Source organism: Pseudomonas sp. DTU12.3 (assembly GCF_004124275.1).
In the GTDB taxonomy this organism is placed as follows: domain Bacteria; phylum Pseudomonadota; class Gammaproteobacteria; order Pseudomonadales; family Pseudomonadaceae; genus Aquipseudomonas; species Aquipseudomonas helmanticensis.
The window spans coordinates 5,537,824-5,561,659 of record NZ_CP027218.1; the positions used below are offsets into that span (position 1 = coordinate 5,537,824).

23 protein-coding genes are annotated in these 23,836 nt (G+C 58.6%); 9 read left to right on the top strand and 14 right to left on the bottom strand.

Annotated elements, in window-relative coordinates; all coding sequences use genetic code 11:
- Positions 1–9 precede the first annotated feature (9 nt).
- Both ribF and murJ read right to left on the bottom strand, forming a co-directional pair.
- Positions 10–948, bottom strand: coding sequence for a bifunctional riboflavin kinase/FAD synthetase (gene ribF, locus C2E19_RS25410; RefSeq protein ID WP_038361708.1), 939 nt, complete (start codon positions 946–948; stop codon positions 10–12).
- A gap of 129 nt (positions 949–1,077) precedes the next feature.
- Positions 1,078–2,616, bottom strand: a complete 1,539-nt coding sequence (gene murJ / locus C2E19_RS25415; RefSeq protein WP_129395579.1) for a murein biosynthesis integral membrane protein MurJ — start codon at positions 2,614–2,616, stop codon at positions 1,078–1,080.
- 252 nt (positions 2,617–2,868) lie between these two features.
- Between murJ and rpsT the strand changes: the two genes are divergently transcribed.
- Positions 2,869–3,141 carry a 30S ribosomal protein S20 gene (gene rpsT / locus C2E19_RS25425; protein ID WP_003228351.1) on the top strand — a complete coding sequence of 91 codons (273 nt, stop codon included), beginning with the start codon at positions 2,869–2,871 and terminating at the stop codon, positions 3,139–3,141.
- A 181-nt stretch (positions 3,142–3,322) separates the two neighbouring features.
- Here the strand turns inward: rpsT and C2E19_RS25430 are convergent, their stop codons facing one another.
- From C2E19_RS25430 to rplU, 5 genes are all read right to left on the bottom strand, one after another.
- On the bottom strand, positions 3,323–3,790 hold the full coding sequence (locus C2E19_RS25430; RefSeq protein WP_129395580.1) for a CreA family protein: 468 nt from the start codon (positions 3,788–3,790) through the stop codon (positions 3,323–3,325).
- 10 nt (positions 3,791–3,800) lie between these two features.
- Positions 3,801–4,919 carry a glutamate 5-kinase gene (proB, locus tag C2E19_RS25435; protein ID WP_129396178.1) on the bottom strand — a complete coding sequence of 373 codons (1,119 nt, stop codon included), beginning with the start codon at positions 4,917–4,919 and terminating at the stop codon, positions 3,801–3,803.
- Positions 4,920–5,056: 137 nt separating this feature from the next.
- Positions 5,057–6,280, bottom strand: a complete 1,224-nt coding sequence (cgtA, locus tag C2E19_RS25440; protein ID WP_129395581.1) for an Obg family GTPase CgtA — start codon at positions 6,278–6,280, stop codon at positions 5,057–5,059.
- A gap of 193 nt (positions 6,281–6,473) precedes the next feature.
- Positions 6,474–6,731, bottom strand: coding sequence for a 50S ribosomal protein L27 (gene rpmA / locus C2E19_RS25445; protein WP_003176049.1), 258 nt, complete (start codon positions 6,729–6,731; stop codon positions 6,474–6,476).
- Positions 6,732–6,765: 34 nt separating this feature from the next.
- Complete coding sequence (rplU, locus tag C2E19_RS25450) at positions 6,766–7,080, bottom strand: 50S ribosomal protein L21 (protein WP_003176051.1); 315 nt, start codon at positions 7,078–7,080, stop codon at positions 6,766–6,768.
- A 377-nt stretch (positions 7,081–7,457) separates the two neighbouring features.
- Between rplU and C2E19_RS25455 the strand changes: the two genes are divergently transcribed.
- From C2E19_RS25455 to C2E19_RS25465, 3 genes are all read left to right on the top strand, one after another.
- Positions 7,458–8,426, top strand: coding sequence for a polyprenyl synthetase family protein (locus C2E19_RS25455; protein WP_129395582.1), 969 nt, complete (start codon positions 7,458–7,460; stop codon positions 8,424–8,426).
- 181 nt (positions 8,427–8,607) lie between these two features.
- Positions 8,608–8,949, top strand: a complete 342-nt coding sequence (locus C2E19_RS25460) for a zinc ribbon domain-containing protein YjdM (protein ID WP_129395583.1) — start codon at positions 8,608–8,610, stop codon at positions 8,947–8,949.
- A 208-nt stretch (positions 8,950–9,157) separates the two neighbouring features.
- Positions 9,158–9,415: a hypothetical protein gene (locus tag C2E19_RS25465; protein WP_034153845.1), complete on the top strand. Its 258-nt coding sequence runs from the start codon at positions 9,158–9,160 to the stop codon at positions 9,413–9,415.
- 132 nt (positions 9,416–9,547) lie between these two features.
- Here C2E19_RS25465 and C2E19_RS25470 read toward each other — a convergent pair whose 3' ends face one another.
- The 3 genes from C2E19_RS25470 to C2E19_RS25480 form a co-directional block, all read right to left on the bottom strand.
- The gene (locus C2E19_RS25470; RefSeq protein WP_129395584.1) at positions 9,548–10,165 is read right to left on the bottom strand and encodes an FKBP-type peptidyl-prolyl cis-trans isomerase; all 618 of its coding nucleotides are present in this window, start codon (positions 10,163–10,165) and stop codon (positions 9,548–9,550) included.
- Between the two features lie 122 nt (positions 10,166–10,287).
- A complete protein-coding gene (locus C2E19_RS25475; RefSeq protein WP_129395585.1) occupies positions 10,288–10,593 on the bottom strand; it encodes a DUF6482 family protein in 306 nt (101 codons plus the stop codon).
- Positions 10,594–10,729: 136 nt separating this feature from the next.
- The gene (locus C2E19_RS25480) at positions 10,730–11,218 is read right to left on the bottom strand and encodes a TIGR00645 family protein (RefSeq protein WP_129395586.1); all 489 of its coding nucleotides are present in this window, start codon (positions 11,216–11,218) and stop codon (positions 10,730–10,732) included.
- A gap of 160 nt (positions 11,219–11,378) precedes the next feature.
- Between C2E19_RS25480 and C2E19_RS25485 the strand changes: the two genes are divergently transcribed.
- Positions 11,379–13,208 (top strand): hypothetical protein, encoded by a 1,830-nt coding sequence (locus C2E19_RS25485; protein WP_129395587.1) that lies wholly within the window; start codon positions 11,379–11,381, stop codon positions 13,206–13,208.
- Positions 13,209–13,258: 50 nt separating this feature from the next.
- Here the strand turns inward: C2E19_RS25485 and C2E19_RS25490 are convergent, their stop codons facing one another.
- Positions 13,259–13,576, bottom strand: a complete 318-nt coding sequence (locus C2E19_RS25490; RefSeq protein ID WP_064392388.1) for a hypothetical protein — start codon at positions 13,574–13,576, stop codon at positions 13,259–13,261.
- A gap of 278 nt (positions 13,577–13,854) precedes the next feature.
- Complete coding sequence (locus C2E19_RS25495; protein ID WP_129395588.1) at positions 13,855–16,293, bottom strand: Lon protease family protein; 2,439 nt, start codon at positions 16,291–16,293, stop codon at positions 13,855–13,857.
- A 301-nt stretch (positions 16,294–16,594) separates the two neighbouring features.
- Here C2E19_RS25495 and C2E19_RS25500 point away from each other — a divergent pair, with 301 nt between their 5' ends.
- The 4 genes from C2E19_RS25500 (at position 16,595) to C2E19_RS25515 (ending at position 20,260) form a co-directional block, all read left to right on the top strand.
- Entirely contained in the window at positions 16,595–17,083 is a 489-nt protein-coding gene (locus C2E19_RS25500) for a DUF3015 domain-containing protein (protein ID WP_129395589.1), read from the top strand.
- 250 nt (positions 17,084–17,333) lie between these two features.
- Complete coding sequence (locus tag C2E19_RS25505; protein WP_129395590.1) at positions 17,334–19,187, top strand: DUF4105 domain-containing protein; 1,854 nt, start codon at positions 17,334–17,336, stop codon at positions 19,185–19,187.
- Between the two features lie 151 nt (positions 19,188–19,338).
- The gene (locus C2E19_RS25510; protein ID WP_129395591.1) at positions 19,339–19,695 is read left to right on the top strand and encodes a hypothetical protein; all 357 of its coding nucleotides are present in this window, start codon (positions 19,339–19,341) and stop codon (positions 19,693–19,695) included.
- Between the two features lie 70 nt (positions 19,696–19,765).
- The gene (locus tag C2E19_RS25515) at positions 19,766–20,260 is read left to right on the top strand and encodes a GreA/GreB family elongation factor (protein ID WP_129395592.1); all 495 of its coding nucleotides are present in this window, start codon (positions 19,766–19,768) and stop codon (positions 20,258–20,260) included.
- Here C2E19_RS25515 and gdhA read toward each other — a convergent pair.
- Positions 20,257–21,594 (bottom strand): NADP-specific glutamate dehydrogenase, encoded by a 1,338-nt coding sequence (gene gdhA, locus C2E19_RS25520; RefSeq protein ID WP_129395593.1) that lies wholly within the window; start codon positions 21,592–21,594, stop codon positions 20,257–20,259. The genes C2E19_RS25515 and gdhA overlap by 4 nt on opposite strands.
- 349 nt (positions 21,595–21,943) lie before the next feature.
- Positions 21,944–23,608 (bottom strand): energy-dependent translational throttle protein EttA, encoded by a 1,665-nt coding sequence (gene ettA / locus C2E19_RS25525; protein WP_008078577.1) that lies wholly within the window; start codon positions 23,606–23,608, stop codon positions 21,944–21,946.
- Between the last annotated feature and the right edge of the window lie 228 nt (positions 23,609–23,836).

The following is a 23,836-nucleotide window of genomic DNA, read 5'->3' on the forward strand; positions in this document are numbered from 1 at the left end:
GGCTCTTCATTAGCGATGGGCGCTAGGTGCGGCTAGTGCACGGGCGGTGGCGACATCCGCATTGATCGCCGTTTTCAATGCCTCCAGAGAGGCGAAGCGCTGCTCTTCACGCAGCTTTTGGTGGAAAACCACCGTCAAACGCCGGTCATACAGATCGCCGGCAAAATCTAGAAGATGAACTTCAAGGTGGGCCTTGCCATCACCTTGTACCGTGGGGCGCACGCCGATATTGGCGACGCCGGGCCAGGTCTTGCCGTCGATATCGACATCCACCAGATAAACCCCGGTGAACGGCACGCGACGACGCTTGAGTTGAATGTTGGCAGTGGGCGTACCCAGTTGCCGGGCCAGTTTCTGGCCGTGCAGCACGCGACCGGCGATCCGGTACGGGCGGCCGAGCAAGCGTTCGGCCAAGGCAAAATCGGCAGCGGCCAAGGCGTTGCGTACCTGCGTGCTGCTGACACGAATGCCGTCCAGCTCGACGGTTTGCGCGGCTTCGACGGTAAAACCGTGAACCTGCCCGGCCTGCATCAGGAAATCGAAATCGCCGAGGCGGTCGCAACCGAAACGGAAATCGTCACCGACCTCCAGATGCTGCACGCCCAGACCATCCACAAGGATGGTGTCGACGAACTCACTGGCACTGAGCTTGCTCAAGCGCTGGTTGAACGCCAGGCACAAGACCCGGTCAACGCCTTCGGCGGCCAGCAGTTGCAGCTTGTCGCGCAACCGTGCCAGACGCGCCGGGGCGGTTTCGGGGGCAAAGAATTCCCGTGGCTGCGGCTCGAAAATCACCACGCAGCTGGGTACGCCCAACTCGAGCGCACGCTCACGCAGTCGGGCCAGGATAGCCTGGTGACCACGGTGAACACCGTCAAAGTTGCCAATAGTGGCGACGCAGCCCCGATGCTGGGGGCGCAAGTTGTGGAGGCCTCGAACCAGCTGCATAACGCGCTTCTTGCTCATAAAGTGGTCGATTATAACCACACCCGACGGTCGACGACAGGCAACACCGTAACGCAAAGTGATCGAGCCGACAAAACTGCCGGCCCGCGCCCATCCATAAAGGGTAAAACCTCAGCTCAAGGCCTTGCGATTGAAGTCGCGCAAGCGGAAACCGAGCAGCAGCAACATACCGAAATAAGCGACTACGCCCGCCGCGACCAATGCGCCCAGACGCAGGAAACGCTCAAGCATGTGTCCTTGATCCCATGGCGGCATGAAATGCATACCGACCAGAAGCACCACGGACATCACCGCCACCGCCACCACCAGTTTGAAACCGAACTTGGCCCAGCCCGGTTGCGGCTGGTACATCTGTTGCTTGCGAAGTTGATAGAACAGCAGTCCGGCGTTCAGACACGCACCCGCACTGATCGCCAAGGCCAGACCGGCGTGCGCCAGCGGACCAATCAGCACCAGGTTGAACAACTGGGTAACCACCAGAGTGAATATTGCGATTTTCACCGGGGTACGGATGTTCTGTTGCGCGTAAAAGCCCGGCGCCAGCACTTTGATCACGATTATCCCGAGCAGACCGACAGAATAGGCAATCAGTGCGCGCTGCGTCATTTCGGCGTCGAAGCCACTGAACTGACCGTACTGGAACAGCGAAACGGTCAGCGGTTCGGCGAGAATCCCCAGCGCCAGCGAACACGGCAGCACCAGCACGAAGCACAGGCGCAGGCCCCAATCGAGAATCCGCGAATACTCGTGGCGATCCTTGCTGGCGTAAGTTTTGGCCAGTGTCGGCAGCAGAATCGTGCCCAACGCCACGCCAAGCACGCCGGACGGCAACTCCATCAAGCGGTCAGCGTAATACATCCAAGACACCGAGCCCGCCACCAGAAACGAGGCGAAGATGGTGTTGATGATCAGCGAAATCTGGCTGACCGACACGCCAAGAATCGCCGGCAGCATCTGTTTCATCACGCGCCACACGCCGGTATCGCGCAGATTCAGGCGCGGCAGCACCAGCATGCCGATCTTTTTCAGGTGCGGCAGTTGATAGAGCAACTGCGCCAGACCACCGACCAACACCGCCCAGCCAAGGGCCATGACCGGTGGATCGAAGTACGGTGTAAGGAACAACGCAAAGACGATCATGCTGACGTTAAGCAGGGTCGGCACAAACGCCGGCACCGAGAAGCGGTTCCAGGTATTGAGAATCGCACCGGCCAGCGATGACAGCGAGATCAGCAATATATAGGGGAACGTCACCCGCAGCAGATCGGAGGTGAGCTGGAATTTTTCCGGCGTGTCGGTGAAACCGGGAGCCGTGGCCCAGATCACCCAGGGCGCGGCGATCATGCCCAGCGCAGTGACGATCGCCAGTACCAGTGTCAGCAAACCTGAAACGTAAGCAATGAACGTACGCGTCGCCTCTTCGCCCTGCTGGCTTTTGTATTCGGCCAGAATCGGCACGAATGCCTGCGAGAAAGCGCCCTCGGCAAAGATCCGCCGCAGCAGATTGGGCAATTTGAAGGCAATAAAGAAGGCGTCCGTCGCCATCCCGGCGCCGAATGTACGGGCAATGAGCGTGTCACGAACAAACCCTAAAACCCGGGAAAGCATCGTGATAGAGCTGACGGCGGCCAACGATTTGAGCAGATTCATTGAGGGAATTTGTGCCTGTCGATAAACAGCAGGCGAACAAAGCGCCTACTTGTGCGATACTCCGCGCCGCAGCAGCACAGAGCCAAAGCTCGCGAGTTTACAGGTCAAGCGCCGGAAATAAATATCCCGCCTCTTTATACCTACCACTTAGCGGAACGTTTCAAGTGCCCTTGACAAGACTTCAACTCATCGGCATGATTCGCGGCCTATTTTGTTTGCTATTTCCTAAAAAGTCTTTCGAGGAGCTCGACGGTGGCCAACTCACCTTCCGCCAAAAAACGTGCAAAACAGGCTGAGAAGCGTCGCAGCCACAACGCCAGCCTGCGTTCCATGGTTCGCACCTACATCAAGAATGTAGTTAAAGCCATCGACGCAAAAGACGCTGAAAAAGCTCAAGCTGCATACGTTCTGGCTGTGCCAGTAATCGACCGCATGGCCGATAAAGGCATCATCCACAAGAACAAGGCTGCTCGTCATAAGAGCCGTCTGAATGGCCACGTTAAAGCGCTGAAAGAAGCTGCTTAATCGACGTAGTCATTAAAAAACCGACCTTAGGGTCGGTTTTTTATTGCCTGTGATTTAACAAATCCAGCGCAAAAAAATGTGGGAGCGGGCTGCTAGCGAATGCGATCTGCCAGTTGATACCTCTATCGACTGACACGACCTCTTCGCGAGCAAGCCCGCTCCCACATTTTGATTTGCGTGGTTATTGCTGGACAGGCACCCATGGCAGGATCGGGATTGCAGTCACGGCATTCTGCGGACTGCCTTCGATCAAGCGGTCGCTGTAGACCAGGTACACCAGCGTATTGCGCTTCTTGTCGAGGAAACGCACCACTTGCATGGTCTTGAACACCAGCGATGTGCGCTCCTTGAACACCTCATCGCCATCCTTCAGCTCACCGTTAAACTTGATCGGGCCGACCTGACGGCATGCGATCGAAGCTTCTGCGCGATCTTCAGCCAGACCCAAACCACCCTTCACGCCGCCAGTCTTGGCGCGCGACAGGTAGCAGGTCACCCCTTCAACCTTCGGATCATCGAACGCCTCGACGACGATCCGGTCGTTCGGGCCGACAAATTTGAACACCGTCGACACCTGACCGATTTCTTCGGCCGAGGCCAGCAATGGCAGCGCCATCAGCAAGCCCAACAATCCTTTTGCTAAACGCATGAAGTTTTCCTTATACCAGAATCAGGTTGTCACGGTGGACCAGTTCCGGCTCCGCCATGTAACCGAGCAAACCGACAATCGCATCCGACGACTGACCGATGATTTTTTGCGCTTCCAGCGCGCTGTAGTTAGCCAGGCCACGAGCGATCTCACGACCGTCCGGCGCCACGCAGACCACCATCTCACCGCGACGAAAGCTGCCCTGAACCAGTTTGACACCCACCGGCAGCAGGCTTTTGTTGCCCTTGGACAACGCCGCCACCGCACCATCATCCAACACCAGGGTGCCGCGCGTCTGCAGATGCCCGGCCAGCCATTGCTTGCGCGCCGCGAGCATGCCGCGCTCAGGCGACAGCAACGTACCAATGCGCTCGCCTGCTTTCAGGCGATCAAGCACGCGCTCAAGACGCCCGCCGACAATAATGGTGTGCGCACCGGAACGTGCCGCCAGTCGCGCCGCCCGCAGCTTGGTCTGCATGCCGCCGCGCCCCAGCGCCCCACCGGTACCGCCCGCCACCGCGTCCAGGCTCGGATCGTCGGCGCGCGCTTCGTAAATCAGCTGCGCATCAGGGTTGTTGCGCGGATCAGCGTCGAACATGCCGTCGCGATCGGTAAGGATCACCAGCAGATCCGCCTCGACCAGGTTGGCCACCAGCGCAGCCAGCGTATCGTTGTCGCCAAAGCGGATTTCATCGGTGACCACGGTGTCGTTTTCATTGATCACCGGGATCACTTTCAGTTCGACCAGCGCGCGCAAGGTGCTGCGGGCATTGAGGTAGCGCTTGCGATCGGACAGGTCGTCGTGAGTCAGGAGAATCTGCGCGGTGTGCCGGCCATGCTCGGCGAAGCTCGATTCCCATGCCTGCACCAGACCCATCTGGCCAATCGCTGCAGCCGCCTGGAGTTCGTGCATCGCACTGGGTCGTGCGGTCCAGCCCAAACGGCTCATGCCGGCTGCTACTGCCCCGGAGGACACCAGCACCAGCTCGACGCCCGCCTCATGCAGCGCCACCATCTGCTCGACCCAGACACTCATTGCCGCGCGATCCAGCCCTTTGCCATCAGCTGTCAGCAAAGCGCTGCCGATCTTCACGACCCAACGCTGCGCACCTGTCACCTTGCTCCGCATCATCTTCAACCTTAGCTTGAGGGCAGCGCGACCCAGCGCCGCCCGTGACGTTATTCTTGGCCATTACCGACCAACAACCGATTTCCAGATACCAAAACGCCGCTCGATTGAGCGGCGTTCAAGTTTATCGCAACGAATCAGTCACGCACGTAAATGATTTCCGGACCGTCTTCGTCATCCACATCTTCTTCGTCCCAGTCATCGTCGCCGATGTCATGGACCGACTTCACGCCACTGCGACGCAGGGCACGCTTGTCATCCAGTGCCTGCAGCTGCGCGCGCGCTTCGTCTTCGATGCGCTGATCGAGATCGGCCAGCTCTTCCTTGTAAGCCGGGTCGGCAGCAAGGCGATCGGCACGATCTTCCATGTAACGCATGATGTCGTGGCACAGACGCTCGGTACCGATCTTGGCGATGGCCGAGATCACGTAGACCGGACCGGTCCACTCGAGGCGATCAACGATTTCCTTGACGCGCTCATCGTGATCTTCTTCAAGAATCTGGTCACACTTGTTCAGCACCAGCCAACGATCGCGCTCAGCCAGGGACGGGCTGAACTTGATCAGCTCGTTGACGATGACTTCAGCAGCATCCGGCGCGCTGGTGTCATCCAGGGGCGCCATGTCGACGAGGTGCAGCAACAGACGCGTACGCGCCAGGTGCTTGAGGAAACGAATACCCAGGCCGGCACCGTCGGAAGCGCCTTCGATCAGACCCGGGATGTCGGCAATGACGAAGCTCTTCCAGCGATCGACGCTGACCACACCGAGGTTCGGCACCAGCGTGGTGAACGGATAGTCGGCAACTTTCGGCTTCGCGGCCGAAACCGAACGAATGAAGGTACTTTTACCGGCATTCGGCAAGCCCAGCAGACCGACGTCGGCCAGTACTTTCATTTCCAGTTTCAGGTCGCGCTGCTCACCCGGCTTGCCCGGAGTGGTCTGACGCGGAGCACGGTTGGTACTCGATTTGAAACGGGTGTTACCCAGACCGTGCCAGCCGCCCTGAACAACCATCAGCTTCTGACCAGCTTTGGTCAGGTCACCGATGACTTCCTGGGTAGCGGAGTCGATCACCGTAGTGCCGACCGGCACGCGCAGGATCAGGTCCTCGCCCTTTTTGCCGGTGCAGTCGGTGCTGCCACCGTTGGAGCCACGCTCGGCATCGAAGTGCCGGGTGTAACGGTAGTCAACCAGGGTGTTGAGGTTTTCGTCAGCCATCATGTAGATGGAACCGCCGTCACCGCCATCACCACCGTTCGGGCCACCGTTTTCGATGAATTTTTCCCGACGGAAACTCATGGCGCCATTGCCGCCATCACCAGCCTTTACGCGAATCGATACTTCATCAACAAACTTCATAACCAACGCCTCTCGCCGTACGGACGAGCCGAAAAACAATCAAGACATAAGACTCTTGCAAAAATGAGCGCAGCGACCCCAATCCACGACCTACATCGTACGCCGACAGCCCATACAAACAGTTTTGCAAGAGACTCACCCCACAAACGAAAAAGCCCCGTCGCGAGACAGGGCTTTTCCAGCGATTGCGCAATTAAGCTGCGACAACGCTCACGTAACGGCGGTTGAACGCGCCTTTTACTTCAAACTTGATCACGCCTTCGATTTTAGCGAAGAGGGTGTGATCTTTACCCATGCCTACACCGTAACCGGCGTGGAATTGGGTGCCGCGCTGACGCACGATGATGTTGCCCGGAATGATTTTCTGGCCGCCATACATCTTAACGCCAAGGCGTTTGGCTTCTGAGTCGCGACCGTTACGGGTACTACCACCAGCTTTTTTGTGTGCCATGAGTCAATTCTCCTAGTGAGGAATTAGGCTGAAATTAAGCCTGAATACCGGTGATTTTGATCTCGGTGTACCACTGGCGGTGGCCCATACGCTTCATGTGGTGCTTACGACGACGGAACTTGATGATGCGGACTTTATCGTGACGACCTTGGGAGATCACTTCAGCCACAACGGTAGCGCCAGCAACAACTGGAGCGCCGATGTTCACGTCGTCGCCATTGGCAACCAACAGAACGCGATCAAAGGTAACGGATTCGCCGGTAGCGATTTCCAGTTTTTCGATCTTCAGGTATTCACCTGGGGCGACTTTGTACTGCTTGCCGCCAGTAACGATTACTGCATAAGACATGGTATTTCTCCGATAATCCTGCTCACCCAGCTCTTTATAAGAAGAGGTATTGGCTGGCATGGCTGCATTAGGCTGGAAGGCCTGTTGCAATTGCGTAAGGCAGGTGCTGCCCAGGAAGTTCAGGGTGCGCGATTGTACGCAAGGCGCGACAGTCACGCAAGTAGCCTTCAGGCGGTGTGAAAGCGTCGCGAGCGAAGGGAATACTAAGAAAAAACAGGCGAGGAAGCGGAGTTTACGGTTTGTAAATGAGCATTCCGAGCCTGTTTTTGACGCAGGATTACCGAGCGCAGCAGCTTTCACAGTGCCCGACCGCGCCTTGACAGGTCTGGACTGGGGTCCTAGCATGCCGCGCAACCCTTCTGGAGCGACTCTCGCTGATGCAACCCCAAGCTTTCTACCGCGCGGTGGCGGACGATTTTAGCGCCGTCGACGGCATCATCAAGAAGCAGCTGACTTCCCGAGTGCCGCTGGTATCGAAAATCGGCGATTACATCACGTCGGCCGGCGGCAAACGCCTGCGTCCTTTATTAGTGTTGCTGTGTGGCAAGGCACTGGGCCGTGAAGGCGACGATCTGCGCCTGCTCGCCGCCACCATCGAATTCCTGCACACCGCGACCCTGCTGCATGACGATGTCGTCGACATGTCCGGCATGCGCCGTGGCCGCTCGACCGCCAACGCCATGTGGGGCAACGCGCCAAGCGTGCTGGTCGGCGACTTCCTCTATTCGCGCTCATTCGAAATGATGGTCGAACTGGGTTCGATGCCGGTGATGAAGATCCTGTCCCAGGCCACGCGCATCATCGCCGAAGGCGAAGTGTTGCAGCTGTCCAAGGTACGTGACGCCAGCACCACCGAAGAAACCTACATGGAAGTCATCCGCGGCAAGACCGCGATGCTCTTCGAAGCGTCGACCCACAGCGCCGCAGCCCTGTGCGAGGCAACGCCTGAACAGTCTGAAGCGCTGCGCACCTTTGGTGATCACCTCGGCGTGGCGTTCCAGTTGGTAGACGACTTGCTCGACTACAAGGGCGACGCGGAAACCCTGGGCAAGAACGTCGGTGACGATCTGGCCGAAGGCAAGCCGACCCTGCCGCTGATCTACACCATGCGCGAAGGCACGCCGGAACAGGCTGCGCTGGTGCGTCAGGCGATCCAGAAAGGCGGGATCGAAGATCTCGAGAGCATTCGCATTGCCGTCGAAGCCTCTGGTTCGCTGGAGTACACCGCACAACTGGCGCGTGATTACGTGGCCCGTGCGATCAAGTGCCTTGAGGCGTTGCCGGCCAGTGAATACCGGGATGCGCTGGTTGAACTGAGCGAGTTTGCGGTCGCGCGTACGCACTGATTCTGCCCTTTGTGGGAGCGAGCCTGCTCGCGAAAGCATTCTGCCAGTCGATATCAATGCTGACTGACAAAACGCCTTCGCGAGCAGGCTCGCTCCCACAGTTGTTTGTGCGATATGCCCTCCCGCCGTTAAAACCTTATACAATGTGCGACTTTTAGCGATCCCTACCCAAGGAGCCTTAGTGAGCACGTTGCCACCCTGCCCGAAATGCAATTCCGAATTCACCTACGAAGACGGTACCCAACTGGTGTGCCCTGAGTGCGCCCACGAGTGGTCCGCCAGTGGCGAAGCCGAAGTGGCATCCGATGATGCCGTGAAGAAAGATTCGGTCGGTAATGTCCTGCAGGACGGCGACACCATCACCGTGATCAAGGACCTCAAGGTCAAGGGCACCTCGCTGGTGGTCAAGGTCGGCACCAAGGTCAAGAACATCCGCCTGTGCGATGGCGACCACGACATCGACTGCAAAATCGACGGCATCGGCCCGATGAAACTGAAATCCGAGTTCGTCAGAAAAGTCTGATTCTGCTGTCATCCATCCCGCGCCAGCCGTGGGATGGCGCTTCACCCTCCCCCCGTTTCAACCCGATAAAACCGCGCAATAGCCAAACGCCAGCCGTTTTGACCTTACGCAATCTTTACCCGGAAAAATTCACAATCTGCCAATAGGCGCTTGCTATTTAGATAATAAGAATTATTCTCATCAAATACCTTCAATGGAGATGAGAACCATGACTTATCTGATCGACGCCTGGCTGGATCGCCCACACCCTTACCTCAGAATCCTCCATCGGGAGACCGGTGAAGTCTGTGCGGTGCTTGAAGAGGAAGCCTTGCATGAACTGCAGGATCAAGGGGATCTGGACGTCAGCAGCCTGAATTCCAGCGAACCGTTGGTGCTCAAGGAGCTGGTGCGCAATCTGTTCCTGTTCTGCTACGCCCGGGCATTGCGCCCGACCAGTGAGCTACATCACAAGATCGAATTATGAAACCCGGTAAAAACTGTAGGAGTGAGCCTGCTCGCGAAGACTGATCAACATCCAACACATAGGTTGTCTGTCACACCGCCTTCGCGAGCAAGCCCGCTCCCACATTAGCCCGCCATCAAGGCAGGCCCGGGATTACAGAACGTCCAGCAGCTCGACGTCGAATACCAGAACGCTGTGCGGCGGGATGCTGCCAACGCCTTGAGCGCCGTAAGCCAGTTCGCTCGGCACATACAGGCGCCATTTGCTGCCGGCATTCATCAGTTGCAGTGCTTCGGTCCAGCCAGCGATCACGCCGCCAACCGGGAATTCTGCAGGCTCGCCACGCTCGTAGGAGCTGTCGAACACGGTGCCGTCGATCAGTGTGCCGTGGTAGTGAGTACGCACTTGATCTTCACGGGTCGGCTTGGCGCCTTCGCCCTGACTCAGCACTTCGAACTGCAGGCCGGAAGCCAGAGTGGTGATGCCATCACGCTTGGCGTTTTCAGCCAGGAAGGCCAGGCCTTCGCCAGCAGCGGCTTCAGCTTTGGCAGCGGCTTCGGCTTGCATGATTTCGCGGATAACCTTGAAGCTGGCGGACATCTCTTCCTGGCCAACACGGCTTTCCTTACCGGCGAAAGCGTCGGTCAGACCCGCCAGGATCGCGTCCAGGTTAACGCCAGGTGGCGGGTTGTCGCGCAGCTGATCACCCAGCTGACGGCCGATGCCGTAGCTGACGCGGGTTTCGTCGGTGGACAGATTTACTTCGGACATGACACTGCTCCGCTGTGCGGACGGCCACAAGACTTGCCGTGCGTGCACAGCGCGTCCCGGCGCGCCCGGAACCAAAAGGGCGAGCAGACTAGCACAGATGTTCCGGCGATGGCGCGCAAGGCCTATAGGGCCGAACGCCAGGCCAGCGGCACTTTCAGGCTTTCCTCGCTGCTAGGGCCCATGCCGCACATTTCATCATGTACCGAGGTGTGTACGAGGTTGAACGGCAGCACCGGAAAGGCATGCAGCAAATCCCGCGCATGCTCCACCGAACGCAGCGTCAGCATGTTGCCCTTGGGATCACTCAATGGATACGCGGCGCCATGCATGCGCGCTTCGAGCAGATAAATCCCGCCCTCCATGGAGATCAGGTTCAGCTCATCGACCTTCCTGGCAATGGCAAACGCATTCAACTCTTGCAGGTTCATCAGCGCACCTCACGCGGTGGCGAATCAGGACGTCTACAGGGATATGCCCGCGCGCCCCAAAGCACAAGCCACAAACGACACCGCCCGTCTGTTTCACAACAGACGGGCGGTGTTCATTGCCGTGATCAGAGGTTGATCAGTGCTTGGTGAGCTTGTCCAGGTAGCCCATGGCAAATGCCGAGATCACGAAAGTCATGTGGATGATCACGTACCACATCAGATGCTCGGGATCGACGTTCTTGGCGTCCATGAAGATGCGCAGCAAGTGGATCGAAGATATTGCCACGATGGAAGCGGCGACTTTCATCTTCAACGATGAAGAGTCCATGGTGCCCAGCCAGCTGAGCTTTTCCTTGCCTTCATCGATGTTCAGTTCAGAGACGAAGTTCTCGTAGCCGGAAATCATCACCATGACCAGCAGGCCGCCGACCAGCGCCATGTCGATCAGCGACAGCAGCACCAGAATCAGCTCCGACTCGGCCATCGAGAAGACGTTGGGCAGGATGTGAAAAACTTCCTGGAAAAATTTCAGTGCCAGCGCCAGCAGCCCGAGGGACAGCCCGATATAGATCGGCGCCAGCAGCCAGCGCGAGGCGTACATTGCGTTTTCGATAAAGCGTTCCATTGAATCTCACACAGGGGGCTGGAAATGGCGGCGAGTATACCAGCCACCGATGACAGCCAGAAACCGCCCGCAAATCCGTCACCTGCGTGTGTGTGGCATTTTTTTTCTGCTAGTGTCCAAACCATTGACAGCCCAGCGACAGTGGACAGGACGTGTGGAAATGGATGTGCGATTGCCGTTAACGACCGCCGGAATTTGCTTCGCCCTGCTGCTCGGCGGTTGCTCGCCGGGTGAAGAGAAGCACGCGCTGAACCTTGAAGAAAAGACCGCACAGTTTGAACAATCGCTCGACGCCATTACCGATCCGAAGCTCAAGGACGCCGTCAGCGAACTCGGCGGCTCGTTGCTGTTGCTCGAACGTGCACAGCAGAAACTCGACGGCATTCCAATGCGTATCGAATACGGCGAAGACGCCCTTGGCGTACTCAAGCACTACCCTACCCCGCAGGCGCTGGTCGACACCTTTATCAACGGCCTGTTCGTCCTGCACAAGGACGCCAGCTCCGACTACCTCACCGATCTGCAACCGGTATTCCCGTTCATTCTCAACACCCCCGGCGGCTTCCTGTTCCCGCATGGCGTGGAATGGCAATCGGTGACCCTGAGCAACAAACGCGTGATTGCCTGGCAGCCGGAATGGTCGGAAACCGATCCCGGCATTCAGCTCAGCCCGTCCAGTTCCAACGTCACCAACCCCGATGACCTGACCGTGACCTACCCGTTCATCGAGGGCCTGGATGTCGACAAGAAGACCCAGCCGCAACCGGTGAGCCTGCAAGGCCAGGTCGAAGTCATCGCACCGCGTCGCCTGTACACTTTCGATCTGACGAAAAAAGACCTCGGCCAGACCCGCACCAACGACAATCTCAGCGTCAAACTGCTCAAACTTGAGAAGAACTACGCCGAAGTCGAAGTCAGCAACAGCCTGCCCCTCGCCGCGCAAGTCGCTGGCACCCCGCTCAATCCACTGATCGTGCAGGCGCGCGACAACACCGGGCAATACCTGGTGCGCGCCGGTTCGATCAACGAGAGCCCGGAGCAAGTGGCCTTCTACGAGAAACAACTGGCGCACCTGCAACAGCAGAAGAGCTGGACCGATAGCCTGGAAACACAGCTGACCAACGATCAGCAAACTTTCGAACAACAACACCCGCGACGCTACAACAAGGTCTACTTCAACGGCCCGATCGAGACTCTGGAAGTCAGCGTGCTGGATTTCTCGTCTGCCACGGTGACCCGCAAGGCGCTGGATCTGCCGATCCGCGCGTTCAGCCAGCACACCACGGAAAAAGCCATACAGCCGCTGGATCTGCCGGTGGTGGTTTACGACGACCAGGCCGCGAGCTGGCTCAAAGGCGCGAGCCTGACGGAAGAACAGCTGAAAGCCGGGATCCGTATTCATCAGTCGGTCGAAGACCCGAGCGCTGCCCGTATCGAGTTTTCCCATCGCCGCACGTTCAACGATGAATTGCTCGGCGATGACTTCAGCCCCGGTGAAAGCCCGGTGACGTTCTTCACGGAAAAACACAACGGCAAACTCGACGAGCCCATCGAATTACCGCCCGAGGCGTATCAGGTAGATCCGCTGCAAGCGACGATTACCTACGATTTGAATCTGTTTCCGGAAACCCCGGCGATCGCGGTCGGTTCGATGCCGCTGTTTCTCGCCACTGTGGCCCAGCAAGCGTACGACGCCAAGTCCCTGCCCAAAGGCCTGGAGATCAAGAACAACACGCTAATGGTGGATCTGAAATTGTTTCCGGCCAACGAATGGCGTTTCTTCGTCAAGGACGACAGCGGCAATTACCTGAAGCAGATTCTTTCGGTCAGCCACGATGCGAAGGCAGAAGGCCCGGCACTGTTCGGCGTGCACTATTTCTACGGCCATCCGACACACGTGGAAACCTATCAACGAACCGACCTCGCCACCGTGCAATATGGCTTTGAGGTCAAACTCGACAAGGCGCAGGTGCCGGAGACTGCTCCCTGAGGAGCAAGATCAAAAGATCGCAGCCTGCGGCAGCTCCTACAGGGTAGGTGTTAATTGAGGCTGCGACTGCGGCCACCGTTGATCTGCCGCAGCTGGGCTTGCAGGTGCAGGCTCCAGATCTGCGGATCATCGGCCAGTTCGTAGCCGTGCAGGGTCAGACTTTCAACGATGGTGTCGAGAATCGACTCGGCGGCGATCGGTCCGTGAAACGGGCCCTGGGCTTTGATCGCGGAAGGTTGTTCGCCGGCCATGCCGGCCGCGAAGAGCAGCGTCCACATGCCGTTATCGCCGGCCAACGGCTTGATGGCGCATTCGATTCGGGTCACCAGACCCAGGCACTGACGGGTGAGACAGAGGTTGCGCGACATGGCGGCGACCCTCGGTGAAGCCGGTATTCAGCCCCCACGGGAGGACTGGCTCGATCCAGTGATACTGTCGATATCCTTGAGCTGAGAATAGAAGAAAAGTCCGCTGCGCAAGCCAGATAGAACCAGCAGGCGCCGAATGGTCATTGTGTGAAGTTTGACGTCAGAGTAGTGACGAATTTTTCGCCGCATCTGAAAAAAAGATCGCAGCCTTCGGCAGCTCCTACATTGGAATGCAATCCATGTAGGAGCTGCCGAAGGCTGCGATCTTTTGCGTCAAATCACGCCGGTTTGGCTTCGGCCAGAGCCTCCTGGGCCAGTTCCTTTTCCGCTTCCTTGAGGTCTTCCTCGCTGATCATTTCAGCGATGTCGCGCAAGCGCTCCACTACCCGCGCGTTGATGCTGCCTTCCGGGAATTCACCGTCGGCATTCGGCTCACCCGCCGGCTCGCCAACCAGCAAGCTCAACGCCTCATCAGCCTGACGCACCGCGTAAACGTGGAACTGCCCGGCACGCACCGCTGCCAGGACCTTCTCATCCAGCATCAACGTGGCCACGTTGGCCTGCGGAATGATCGCGCCCTGCTCACCGGTCAGTCCGCGCGCTTCGCAGAGACGGAAGAAGCCTTCGATCTTCTCGTTGACCCCGCCCACCGCCTGCACTTCGCCGAACTGGTTGATCGAACCGGTAATTGCAAAGCACTGCTTCAATGGCGTTTTCGACAGCGCCGAAATCAGCGTGCAGGCCTCACCCAGCGACGCACTGTCGCCGTCGACGTAACCGTAGGATTGCTCCAGCGCGATGCTCGCGGAAATCGCCAACGGGAATTCCTGGGCGTAACGGCTGCCCAGATACCCGGTGAGGATCATCACGCCTTTGGAGTGGATCGGCTGACCGAGGTTGACCTCGCGCTCGATGTCGACGATGCCGCTACCGCCCGGGTACACCGTGGCGGAAATCCGCGCCGGCACACCGAACGCCGAGTCGCCAACTTCGAGCACGGTCAGGCCGTTGCACTTGCCGACTGCGGCGCCATCGGTATCGATCAGGATGATCCCGGCGAGCATGTCGTCGAGAATCCGCGCCGAAACACGCCCGGTGCGGGTGGCTTTGGCTTTCAATGCACGTTCAATGTGCCCGGCGTCGGTTCTTTCATCGCCGGCCAGATGACGGATGAAGTCCGCTTCGCTGACCAACTGGAACAGATCGCCGATACGCGCCGACAGACGCCCCTGATGCTCGGCCAAACGTGCGCTGTATGTGGCCAGACGCGCCACCGCATCGGCGGTCAGCGGTGCCATGCCTTCTTCCGAGGTACGGGTTTTCAGCAATTGGGCGAACTGCTCGAGACTCTCGTCGACCATCGGGATGTCTTCGTCGAAGTCGACCAGCACGCGGAACATTTCCTGGAAGTCCGGATCGAGATCTTGCAGCGTGTAATACAGCTGCCGCGCACCGATGATAATGACTTTGACCTGCAACGGAATGTGCTGCGGGTTGAGCGTTACGGTGGCGAAACGGCCCATCTCGCCCAGCGGCGATTCCATTTTCAGCTTGCGCGATTGCAGGGCGCGCTTGAGCGCATCCCACACGAACGGCTCGCTGAGCATTTTTTCCGCTTCAAGAATCAGGAAACCGCCGTTGGCGCGGTGCAAGGCACCCGGACGCAACTGGCGATAGGTGGTGTACAGCGCGCCCTGATCGGTGGTGTATTCGATGCGGCCGAAGAGGTTTTCGTAAGTCGGGTGCGGCTCGAACACCACCGGCGCACCGCCGCTGGCCGGGTGACCGACGACCAGGCTTGGCGCGTATTGCTCTTCGAGCAGTTTGCGCGCGACAGCGTCGGTCTTGCTGTCGTCGACCAGTTGCTCGACCACGGTTTTCAGCAGGTACACCTGCATCGCTTGCAGATAACCGCAGACCGCAGCGTTTTCCGCGTACTTCTCGGACAACGGCGACAGCAGCGGCTGCAAGGCCAGGGTGATGGTTTCTTCGTTGAGCGAACGCAATTGATTGTTCGATTCGCGCTTCCACTGCGGCAGGCTCGCGAGTTCTTCGTTCAGGCGCTCTTCGAGACCGGAGATGTCCTCGTGGAAACGCTCACGATCAGCTTCCGGCAGTTGGGCGAATTCGGCTTCGTCCAGCGCCTTGCCATCGAGCATCGGCGTGAAGGCAATGTTGCTACTGTCGCGGTACAGGGCGACGTCTTTTTCCAGCGCCAGGCGTTCGATGATGTCGAGGGCCTTGTCGTAGCGCTGGTTGAAGGCGCGGTCGATGGCGCTTTTTTTCTGCTGATAGGACGGATGCTCGAACACCGCCGGAAACGTCGCCAGCAGGTTGTCGATCAAGCCGTTGATGTCAGCCGTGAACGAGGTGGCCGTGCCCGAAGGCAATTCCAGCGCACGCGGTTCACGCGGTTCATCGAAATTGTTGACGTAGACCCAGTCCGCCGGGGTCTGCAGGCGTTTGCCTTCGGCCTTCAGGTAACGTTTGACGAACGAGAAGCGGCCGGTGCCGGGCTCGCCCATGACGAAGACGTTGTAACCGGGGCGTGGCATCGCCACACCGAACTGCAAGGCTTCGACCGCGCGTTCCTGGCCGAGCACACCGCGAAAGGGCTCCAGATCATTGGTGGTAGTGAAGCTGAACTGTTCAGCGGAAAACGGACGGGTCAGCGCTTCGGGCGCGAGACGCAAGCTGGCAGCAACAGGATCAGGCATCGGGCTTCCTTAACAATCAGGCGGGGCAGATAGCGGCATTCTGGCGCTGCCCGTGCCCCACTGGCAAGGCGCGCCATGTGACAAAGCATAGACAACCGCCCCGCTACGCCGCAGCCCCCCGGAAACCGGGGTCATGAGCAAATCTTTTGTAAAAAATCACGGAACCCCGGGAACGTGCCTAAACTCCAAACTGCGCGGCTGGAACTAATACCGGCCCACTGGCTTCGTTTGGGTCTGTCTCGTACAGAGCTTGGGGGGCCAGAACCCTGTCCATTGGTATGCACATAAAGAGAACAAAGCTATGAAACGGATTCTTCTCGGTACTCTCTTCACCGCTGTATCCATCAACGCAATGGCGCAAGCTCCAGGCGGCCCGGATTGCGGTTGGGGCAACATGCTGTTCGAAGGTCAGCGTGGCACCCCGGCGCACTTCCTCGCTTCCACCACCAACGGCACTTCCGGTAACGCTACGTTTGGTATGACTTCCGGCACCAACGGTTGCTCGACCAACGCGTCGCTGACCTACGGCGGCAAATCCTGGTTTGCCATGAATGGCATGATGAACGAGCTGTCCGAAGACATGGCCAAAGGCAACGGCGAAGCGCTGACGACTTATGCCGTGGTACTGGGCGTGGCGCCGGAAGATCGCGCGCATTTCGCTGCTGTGACTCACGAGCACTTCCAGCAGATCTTCAGCAAGGCTGACGTGACCGCTGAAGACGTGCATACCAACACCCTGGCCGTACTGAAATCGGATCCTCGTCTGACCAAGTACGCTACTCAGGCTTAAGCTCGACCCCCACCCGCTTCTTTCGGGAAGCGGGTTTTGTTTTTTGGGCTGCCGCTCCCTGGGCAATGCCAAATGCATGACTGTAGGAGCTGTCGAGTGCAACGAGGCTGCGATCTTTTGATCTTTTTTAATCTTTGAAAAACAAAGATCGCAGCCTCGTTGCACTCGACAGCTCCTACAGTTTTAGTGTCCGACAGGGCATGGCATTCTGCGCAGGATCTTTATTTTCTTTCGACTTAAGTTGCCACTTATGCTCAAACGCCTTGCCTGGCTGGCGCTCTGTGTCTGCGCCCCGCTGTCCGCCGCGCCACATATCGACCCTCAACGTTTGCAGCAACTGGCCAACGACCGCTTCTGGATTTCCCTCGGTCACTACGAAACCGCCAAGCTCGGCGGCTGGCGCAGCTATGTCAGCGACAAGAAGTTCTTTCTCGCCCCCGATGGCAATGAACATCCCGACCATGAACTGGCAGCCACCGTGCAAGCGCTGTACGCCCCGGCCAGTCTTGGCGAGCAACACGCACAGTGCGTTTATCCTGCACGCACCCGCTGGCTGAAAGCGCAGCTCAAGCTCAGCGATCTGCCGACGCCCGAGTGCGCCGAGTACAAAAAGTGGTTCAAGGACGTCTCGCCGCACAGCGCGGTGATGATCTTCCCCGCGGCGTATTTGAACAGCCCGTCATCGATGTTCGGTCACACCCTGCTGCGCATCGATCAGGCCGACGTGCAGGCCGACAAGACTTCACTGCTCAGTTACGCAATCAACTTCGGCGCCTACATCGAAGGTTCCGACAACAGCATTCTTTACGCTTGGAAAGGCTTGATGGGCGGCTATCCCGGCCTGTTCGCGCTGGTGCCGTACCAAGAGAAACTCTCTGAGTACCGCAGCCTGGAAAACCGCGACCTGTGGGAATACCGACTCAATCTGACCCAGGAAGAAACCGCACGCATGGTCGAACATGTGTGGGAGCTGAAGCAGATCCAGTTCGACTATTTCTTCTTTGATGAAAACTGCTCTTACCGCTTGCTCGAGTTGCTGCAAGTGGCGCGGCCGAGCCTGCGCCTGACCGAACAATTCCCGCTGACCGCAATCCCCACCGACACCGTCAAAGCGGTGAAAGAAGCCGGGCTGGTGGAAAGTATCGAATACCGCCCGTCCCGCGAGCGTGAGCTGCTCAGCCGCGCCGAGCCGCTCAGCGATGAAGAACAACAATGGGTGCTGAAAGTCAGCGCCGATCAACAGCAATTGCAGGACCCGGCGTTCAAAGCCCTGCCCCGCGATCGCCAGGCGTTGATCATCGACGCTGCGTATCGTCTGGAGCGCTACCGCGCCAATGGTCAGGAGCGTGATCCGCAACGGGCCCAGCGCAGTTTCGAACTGTTGCGGGCGATCAACAAGAACCCGGCACCCGAGCTGGCAATTCCGCAACCGGGCCTGCCCGAAGATGGCCACGAATCGCGCACCTGGCAGGCCGGACTCGGCACCCGTGGCGATCGTGCGTTCGGTGAGTATGGTTTGCGCATGGCTTATCACGATCTCAACGACAACGCCGAAAGCTTCCCGCTCGGCGCGCAGATCGAAATCCTGCAGATGAAGCTGCGTCAGTACGAGGGTAATCACTGGCAGTTCCAGCAACTGGATCTGGCGACGATTCGTTCGCTGACGCCGCGCAATGAGTTGTTGCAGCCGTTGTCATGGCAGGTCACCGGTGGCCTGGAGCGGGTACCGGGCAAGCATGATGACGAAACGCTGGTCAGCCACGTCAACGGTGGCGGCGGTGGTACGTGGGCGTTGGGCGACGATGTGCTGGGTTTTGCCCTCGGCACGGTGCGGGTCGAGCACAACAATGACTTCGCCGCGTTTGTGTCCCCGGCCGGCGGCTTCAATACCGGGGTGCTGTGGAAAAACCCGCTGGGCAATCTCAGCCTGGAAGCCAAGGGTGATTATTTCTTCAACGGCGAAGTGCGCCGTAGCCTGAGCCTGAATCAGCAGTGGGAATTGTCGCGTAATCTTGGCCTGCGCCTGAGTGCACAACGCGAGTTCAGCCACATCGCCACGCCGGAAACGGAAGTCATGCTCGAAGTGAAGTGGTATCACTATTAAAAGATCGCAGCCTGCGGCAGCTCCTACAGGGATCGCGCGCTCATGTAGGAGCTGCCGAAGGCTGCGATCTTTTGATCTTTCTTTCACACCCCACCAACGAATCCCCTTCTAGACTTTCCCCATAAGCCGAGAACCGGCGCGGGAGAGTGCGATGTGGCGGTGTGTGGGATTGCTGTGCGTTTTGTTGCTGCTGGGCGGTTGCCAGTCGACTCACGAAGACTTGATCGCCAAAGGTTATCCACCGGCCTTCGCCGACGGTTTCGATGACGGTTGCGTCAGCGGTCGTCAGGCTGCCGGATCGATCAGCGGCGAATTTCGCAAGAACGTGCCGCGTTATCTCAAGGACAAGCAATACGCCGAAGGCTGGACCGACGGCTTTCGCCAGTGTCAGGCGATGCTCGAAAACAAGGATCGCGACGACTATCGCAACGAACACTGGGACGAACGCGAACGCGCCTGGCAGCAACAGAAAGATCAGGACGCCGGGCGGGCTTATCGCTCGCCATAGGTCGCTTGCAGACATCCAGTGAAACCAAATGCCTGCGAACATGGCCCAAACCTCATACGGGGAGGACAGCATGAGCCGCGCATTCGTCAACGAAGACAACGCCGCCGCGCAAGCCGATCAGCCGGTCGAACGGCAGGTCAGCGCGCAACCCAATTACGTCACGCCACAGGGGCTTGCGCAGTTGCAGGCGAAAGTCGCCGAACTGCAAACCCTGCATGCCGAGCAAACGGCCAAAGGTGAGCAGGCCGACAAGCAACGCCTGGCTGATCTGGAAAGGGATCTGCGTTATTTCAATCAGCGCCTGAGCAGTGCACAAGTGGCGGTGCCGGCAACGTCCACCGACAAAGTGCAGATCGGCAGCTGGGTCACCTACGCCGACGAACACGACACCGAGCGCCGCGTGCAACTGGTCGGCGAAGATCAGGCCGATGCGGGCAAGGGCCTGATCAATTGGGGCTCACCACTGGGCCGCGCCCTGCTCGGTGCCCAGCTCAATGATGAAGTGCTGTGGCAACGCCCCGCCGGTGATCAAGTCATCGAAGTGATCCGCATCCAGCCGGCTTAAACCACGCCTTGCGCCAACATGGCATCGGCGACTTTGACGAAGCCGGCAATGTTCGCGCCTTTGACGTAGTTGATCCGCCCGTTCTCTTCGCCGTAATGCACGCAAGCATGGTGGATCGACTGCATGATCGCGTGCAGCTTGCTGTCGACCTCGCCCGCGGTCCACAGCAGACGCATGGCGTTCTGTGACATTTCCAGACCGCTCACCGCGACGCCGCCAGCGTTGGACGCCTTGCCCGGAGCGAAGAGAATGCCGGCCTCGATAAAGATATCCACAGCCGCCAGCGTGGTCGGCATGTTCGCACCTTCTGCCACACACACGCAGCCATTGCGCAGCAGCGCGTGCGCGGCTTCGGCGTCGAGTTCGTTCTGTGTCGCGCACGGCAGCGCGATGTCGCAGGGCAACGACCACGGCAGTTGACCGGCGCGGAACTCCAGACCGAATGCGCTTGCCAGTTCACTGATGCGTCCACGCTTGACGTTTTTCAGCTCCAGCAGCGCCAGCCACTGCTCCTCGGTCAAACCCGCTTCGCAATACAGCGTGCCTTCGGAGTCGGACAGGGAGATCACCTTGCCGCCCAGATCCATGACCTTGCGCGCGGCGTATTGCGCAACGTTGCCGGAGCCGGAGATCGCCACGCGTTTGCCTTCAACGGTCTGCTCGCGACGCTTGAGCATTTCTTCAGCGAAATAAACGCAGCCGAAACCGGTGGCTTCCGGGCGAATCAGGCTGCCGCCGTAGGTCATGCCTTTGCCGGTCAGGACGCTGGTGAACTGGTTGCTCAGGCGTTTGTACTGGCCGAAGAGGAAACCGATCTCGCGCGCACCGACGCCGATATCTCCGGCCGGTACGTCAACGTCCGCACCGATGTGGCGATACAACTCGCTCATGAACGCCTGGCAGAAACGCATGACTTCGGCGTCGCTTTTGCCCTTCGGATCGAAGTCGGCACCGCCCTTGCCGCCGCCCATGGGCAACGAGGTCAGGGAGTTTTTGAAGGTCTGTTCGAAGGCGAGGAATTTCAGCACGCCCATGTTCACCGACGGATGGAAACGCAAGCCGCCCTTGTACGGGCCGATGGCGCTGTTCATCTGGATGCGGAAACCGCGATTGACCTGGACTTTGCCCTGATCGTCGACCCACGACACGCGAAACACCACCGCGCGCTCCGGCTCGCAAATGCGCTCCAGAATCCCCGATGTCAGGTAGTGCGGATTGGCTTCGAGAAACGGCCACAGGCTGCGCAGGACTTCCTCGACGGCCTGATGAAATTCAGGCTGATCCGGGTCGCGTGTTTTCAGTCGGGCAAGGAAGGATTCGACGGATTCGATCATGGCAAAAGTCTCGGCAAATTTTTTGTCGTTGGAGGAGATTTAGCCGGACTGTAACAAACGAATTGCGCACAGGAACAGAGCAAAATGTCGCAGATATGAAATTAAATGGTGCACAGGATATAAATAAACCGGCTTTTTTAACTTTTATTGCACCTGATTGGTGAGATAAAACCCGAGTAATGCACTAACAGTGATACCGCCTTCGCGAGCAAGCCCGCTCCCACATTTGAAATGCATTCCCCTGTGGGAGCGGGCTTGCTCGCGAAGGCCGCGACTCGGTAAACCTGAAAAAACCCAAGCAAAAAAAACGGAGCCCGAAGGCTCCGCTCTTTCATGCAACCAACCTCAATCAGGCCAGTTTCTTGTGACGTACCCGGTGTGGCTGGGCAGCCGCTTCGCCGAGACGCTTTTTGCGATCCGCTTCGTACTCGGTGTAGTTACCTTCGAAGAAGATCGCTTGCGAGTCGTCTTCGTACGCGAGGATGTGTGTCGCCACGCGGTCAAGGAACCACCGATCGTGAGAGATCACAATCGCAGCGCCCGGGAAGTCCAGCAGGGCTTCTTCCAGCGAACGCAGGGTTTCAACGTCGAGGTCGTTGGACGGTTCGTCGAGCAGCAGGACGTTGCCGCCCTCCTTCAGGGTCAGCGCCAGGTGCAGACGACCGCGCTCACCACCGGACAGATCCTTGACGAACTTCTGCTGATCGCCGCCCTTGAAGTTGAAGCGACCGACGTAGGTGCGCGACGGGATCTCGTAGTTGCCGATGCGGATCTGGTCGGAACCGTCGGAGATCTGCTGGAACACAGTCTTGCTGCCATCGAGGTCATCGCGGCTCTGATCGACGCAGGCCAGTTGCACGGTTTCGCCGACTTCGATGCTGCCCGAGTCCGGTTGTTCCTTGCCCATCAGCATGCGGAACAGGGTCGACTTACCGGCACCGTTACCGCCGATCACGCCGACGATGGCGCCTTTGGGCATCGAGAACGACAGGTTGTCGATCAACACGCGATCGCCGTAGCCCTTGGTGACGTTCTTGAATTCGATGACCTTGTCGCCCAGACGTGGACCGGCCGGGATGTAGATCTCGTTGGTTTCGCTGCGCTTCTGGAATTCCTGCGATTGCATTTCTTCGAAGCGTTGCAGACGTGCCTTGGATTTCGACTGGCGGGCTTTCGCGCCTTTGCGCACCCACTCCAGTTCTTCCTTCATGGCTTTTTCGTGCGCCGACTGCTGCTTGGATTCAGCGGCCAGACGATCGGACTTGGCTTCGAGCCAACCCGAATAGTTGCCTTCGTACGGAATGCCCGCGCCGCGGTCGAGTTCGAGGATCCAGCCGGCGACGTTGTCGAGGAAGTAACGGTCGTGCGTGATCGCTACCACAGTGCCCGGGAAGTCGTGCAGGAAGTGCTCCAGCCACGCAACGGAATCAGCGTCCAAGTGGTTGGTTGGTTCGTCGAGCAGCAGCATGTCCGGCGCGGACAGCAGCAGGCGGCACAGGGCCACACGACGCTTCTCACCACCGGAGAGGAATTCGACCTTGGCGTCCCACGCCGGCAGACGCAGGGCGTCGGCGGCGACTTCCAGTTGACGATCGAGGTTGTGACCGTCGCTGGCTTGCAGGATCGCTTCGAGCTTGGCCTGTTCAGCAGCCAGTTTGTCGAAGTCGGCATCTTCCTCAGCGTAAGCCGCGTAGACCTCGTCCAGGCGGGCCTGGGCGTTCTTGATCACGCTGACCGCTTCCTCGACCACTTCACGCACGGTCTTGGTCGGATCAAGTTGTGGCTCTTGCGGCAGATAACCGATGTTCAGTTCCGGCATCGGACGGGCTTCGCCCTCGAACTCGGTGTCGACGCCAGCCATGATTTTCAGCAGCGTGGACTTACCCGAACCGTTGAGGCCAAGTACGCCGATCTTGGCGCCGGGGAAGAAGGACAGCGAAATGTTTTTGAGAATTTCCCGCTTCGGCGGAACAACTTTGCCCAGCCGATGCATGGTGAAGACGTATTGAGCCATGGAGAACCTTGGGTCAGTGACAGATGAATGATTGCAGCGCGGGCGATGCCCGGCCAGACCATGCGCGTCGTTCACTTGATGGTTATCAATGCGTGCGCGCTGAAAAAGTCTGAGTCTAGGAGCTGGACCAGACACTGTTAAAACGTAACGAGCGAAGGAAAGACAAGGCGAAAACAGGCGAGGACCGGTCGGAGTCGCGCTCGACTTTACGGGTTGTAAATGAGCAGT

What these genes read in the sequence shown, in the direction of transcription:
- cgtA (WP_129395581.1), bottom strand. Translation starts at nt 6,280, where the DNA reads ATGAAGTTTGTTGATGAAGTATCGATTCGCGTAAAGGCTGGTGATGGC.
- C2E19_RS25480 (WP_129395586.1), bottom strand. Translation starts at nt 11,218, where the DNA reads ATGGAACGCTTTATCGAAAACGCAATGTACGCCTCGCGCTGGCTGCTG.
- C2E19_RS25495 (WP_129395588.1), bottom strand. Translation starts at nt 16,293, where the DNA reads ATGCCTGATCCTGTTGCTGCCAGCTTGCGTCTCGCGCCCGAAGCGCTG.
- gdhA (WP_129395593.1), bottom strand. Translation starts at nt 21,594, where the DNA reads ATGATCGAATCCGTCGAATCCTTCCTTGCCCGACTGAAAACACGCGAC.
- C2E19_RS25485 (WP_129395587.1), top strand. Translation starts at nt 11,379, where the DNA reads ATGGATGTGCGATTGCCGTTAACGACCGCCGGAATTTGCTTCGCCCTG.
- C2E19_RS25510 (WP_129395591.1), top strand. Translation starts at nt 19,339, where the DNA reads ATGTGGCGGTGTGTGGGATTGCTGTGCGTTTTGTTGCTGCTGGGCGGT.
- murJ (WP_129395579.1), bottom strand. Translation starts at nt 2,616, where the DNA reads ATGAATCTGCTCAAATCGTTGGCCGCCGTCAGCTCTATCACGATGCTT.
- C2E19_RS25430 (WP_129395580.1), bottom strand. Translation starts at nt 3,790, where the DNA reads ATGCGTTTAGCAAAAGGATTGTTGGGCTTGCTGATGGCGCTGCCATTG.
- proB (WP_129396178.1), bottom strand. Translation starts at nt 4,919, where the DNA reads ATGCGGAGCAAGGTGACAGGTGCGCAGCGTTGGGTCGTGAAGATCGGC.
- rplU (WP_003176051.1), bottom strand. Translation starts at nt 7,080, where the DNA reads ATGTCTTATGCAGTAATCGTTACTGGCGGCAAGCAGTACAAAGTCGCC.
- C2E19_RS25500 (WP_129395589.1), top strand. Translation starts at nt 16,595, where the DNA reads ATGAAACGGATTCTTCTCGGTACTCTCTTCACCGCTGTATCCATCAAC.
- rpmA (WP_003176049.1), bottom strand. Translation starts at nt 6,731, where the DNA reads ATGGCACACAAAAAAGCTGGTGGTAGTACCCGTAACGGTCGCGACTCA.
- C2E19_RS25490 (WP_064392388.1), bottom strand. Translation starts at nt 13,576, where the DNA reads ATGTCGCGCAACCTCTGTCTCACCCGTCAGTGCCTGGGTCTGGTGACC.
- C2E19_RS25475 (WP_129395585.1), bottom strand. Translation starts at nt 10,593, where the DNA reads ATGAACCTGCAAGAGTTGAATGCGTTTGCCATTGCCAGGAAGGTCGAT.
- C2E19_RS25465 (WP_034153845.1), top strand. Translation starts at nt 9,158, where the DNA reads ATGACTTATCTGATCGACGCCTGGCTGGATCGCCCACACCCTTACCTC.
- C2E19_RS25515 (WP_129395592.1), top strand. Translation starts at nt 19,766, where the DNA reads ATGAGCCGCGCATTCGTCAACGAAGACAACGCCGCCGCGCAAGCCGAT.
- ettA (WP_008078577.1), bottom strand. Translation starts at nt 23,608, where the DNA reads ATGGCTCAATACGTCTTCACCATGCATCGGCTGGGCAAAGTTGTTCCG.
- C2E19_RS25455 (WP_129395582.1), top strand. Translation starts at nt 7,458, where the DNA reads ATGCAACCCCAAGCTTTCTACCGCGCGGTGGCGGACGATTTTAGCGCC.
- C2E19_RS25505 (WP_129395590.1), top strand. Translation starts at nt 17,334, where the DNA reads ATGCTCAAACGCCTTGCCTGGCTGGCGCTCTGTGTCTGCGCCCCGCTG.
- ribF (WP_038361708.1), bottom strand. Translation starts at nt 948, where the DNA reads ATGCAGCTGGTTCGAGGCCTCCACAACTTGCGCCCCCAGCATCGGGGC.
- C2E19_RS25470 (WP_129395584.1), bottom strand. Translation starts at nt 10,165, where the DNA reads ATGTCCGAAGTAAATCTGTCCACCGACGAAACCCGCGTCAGCTACGGC.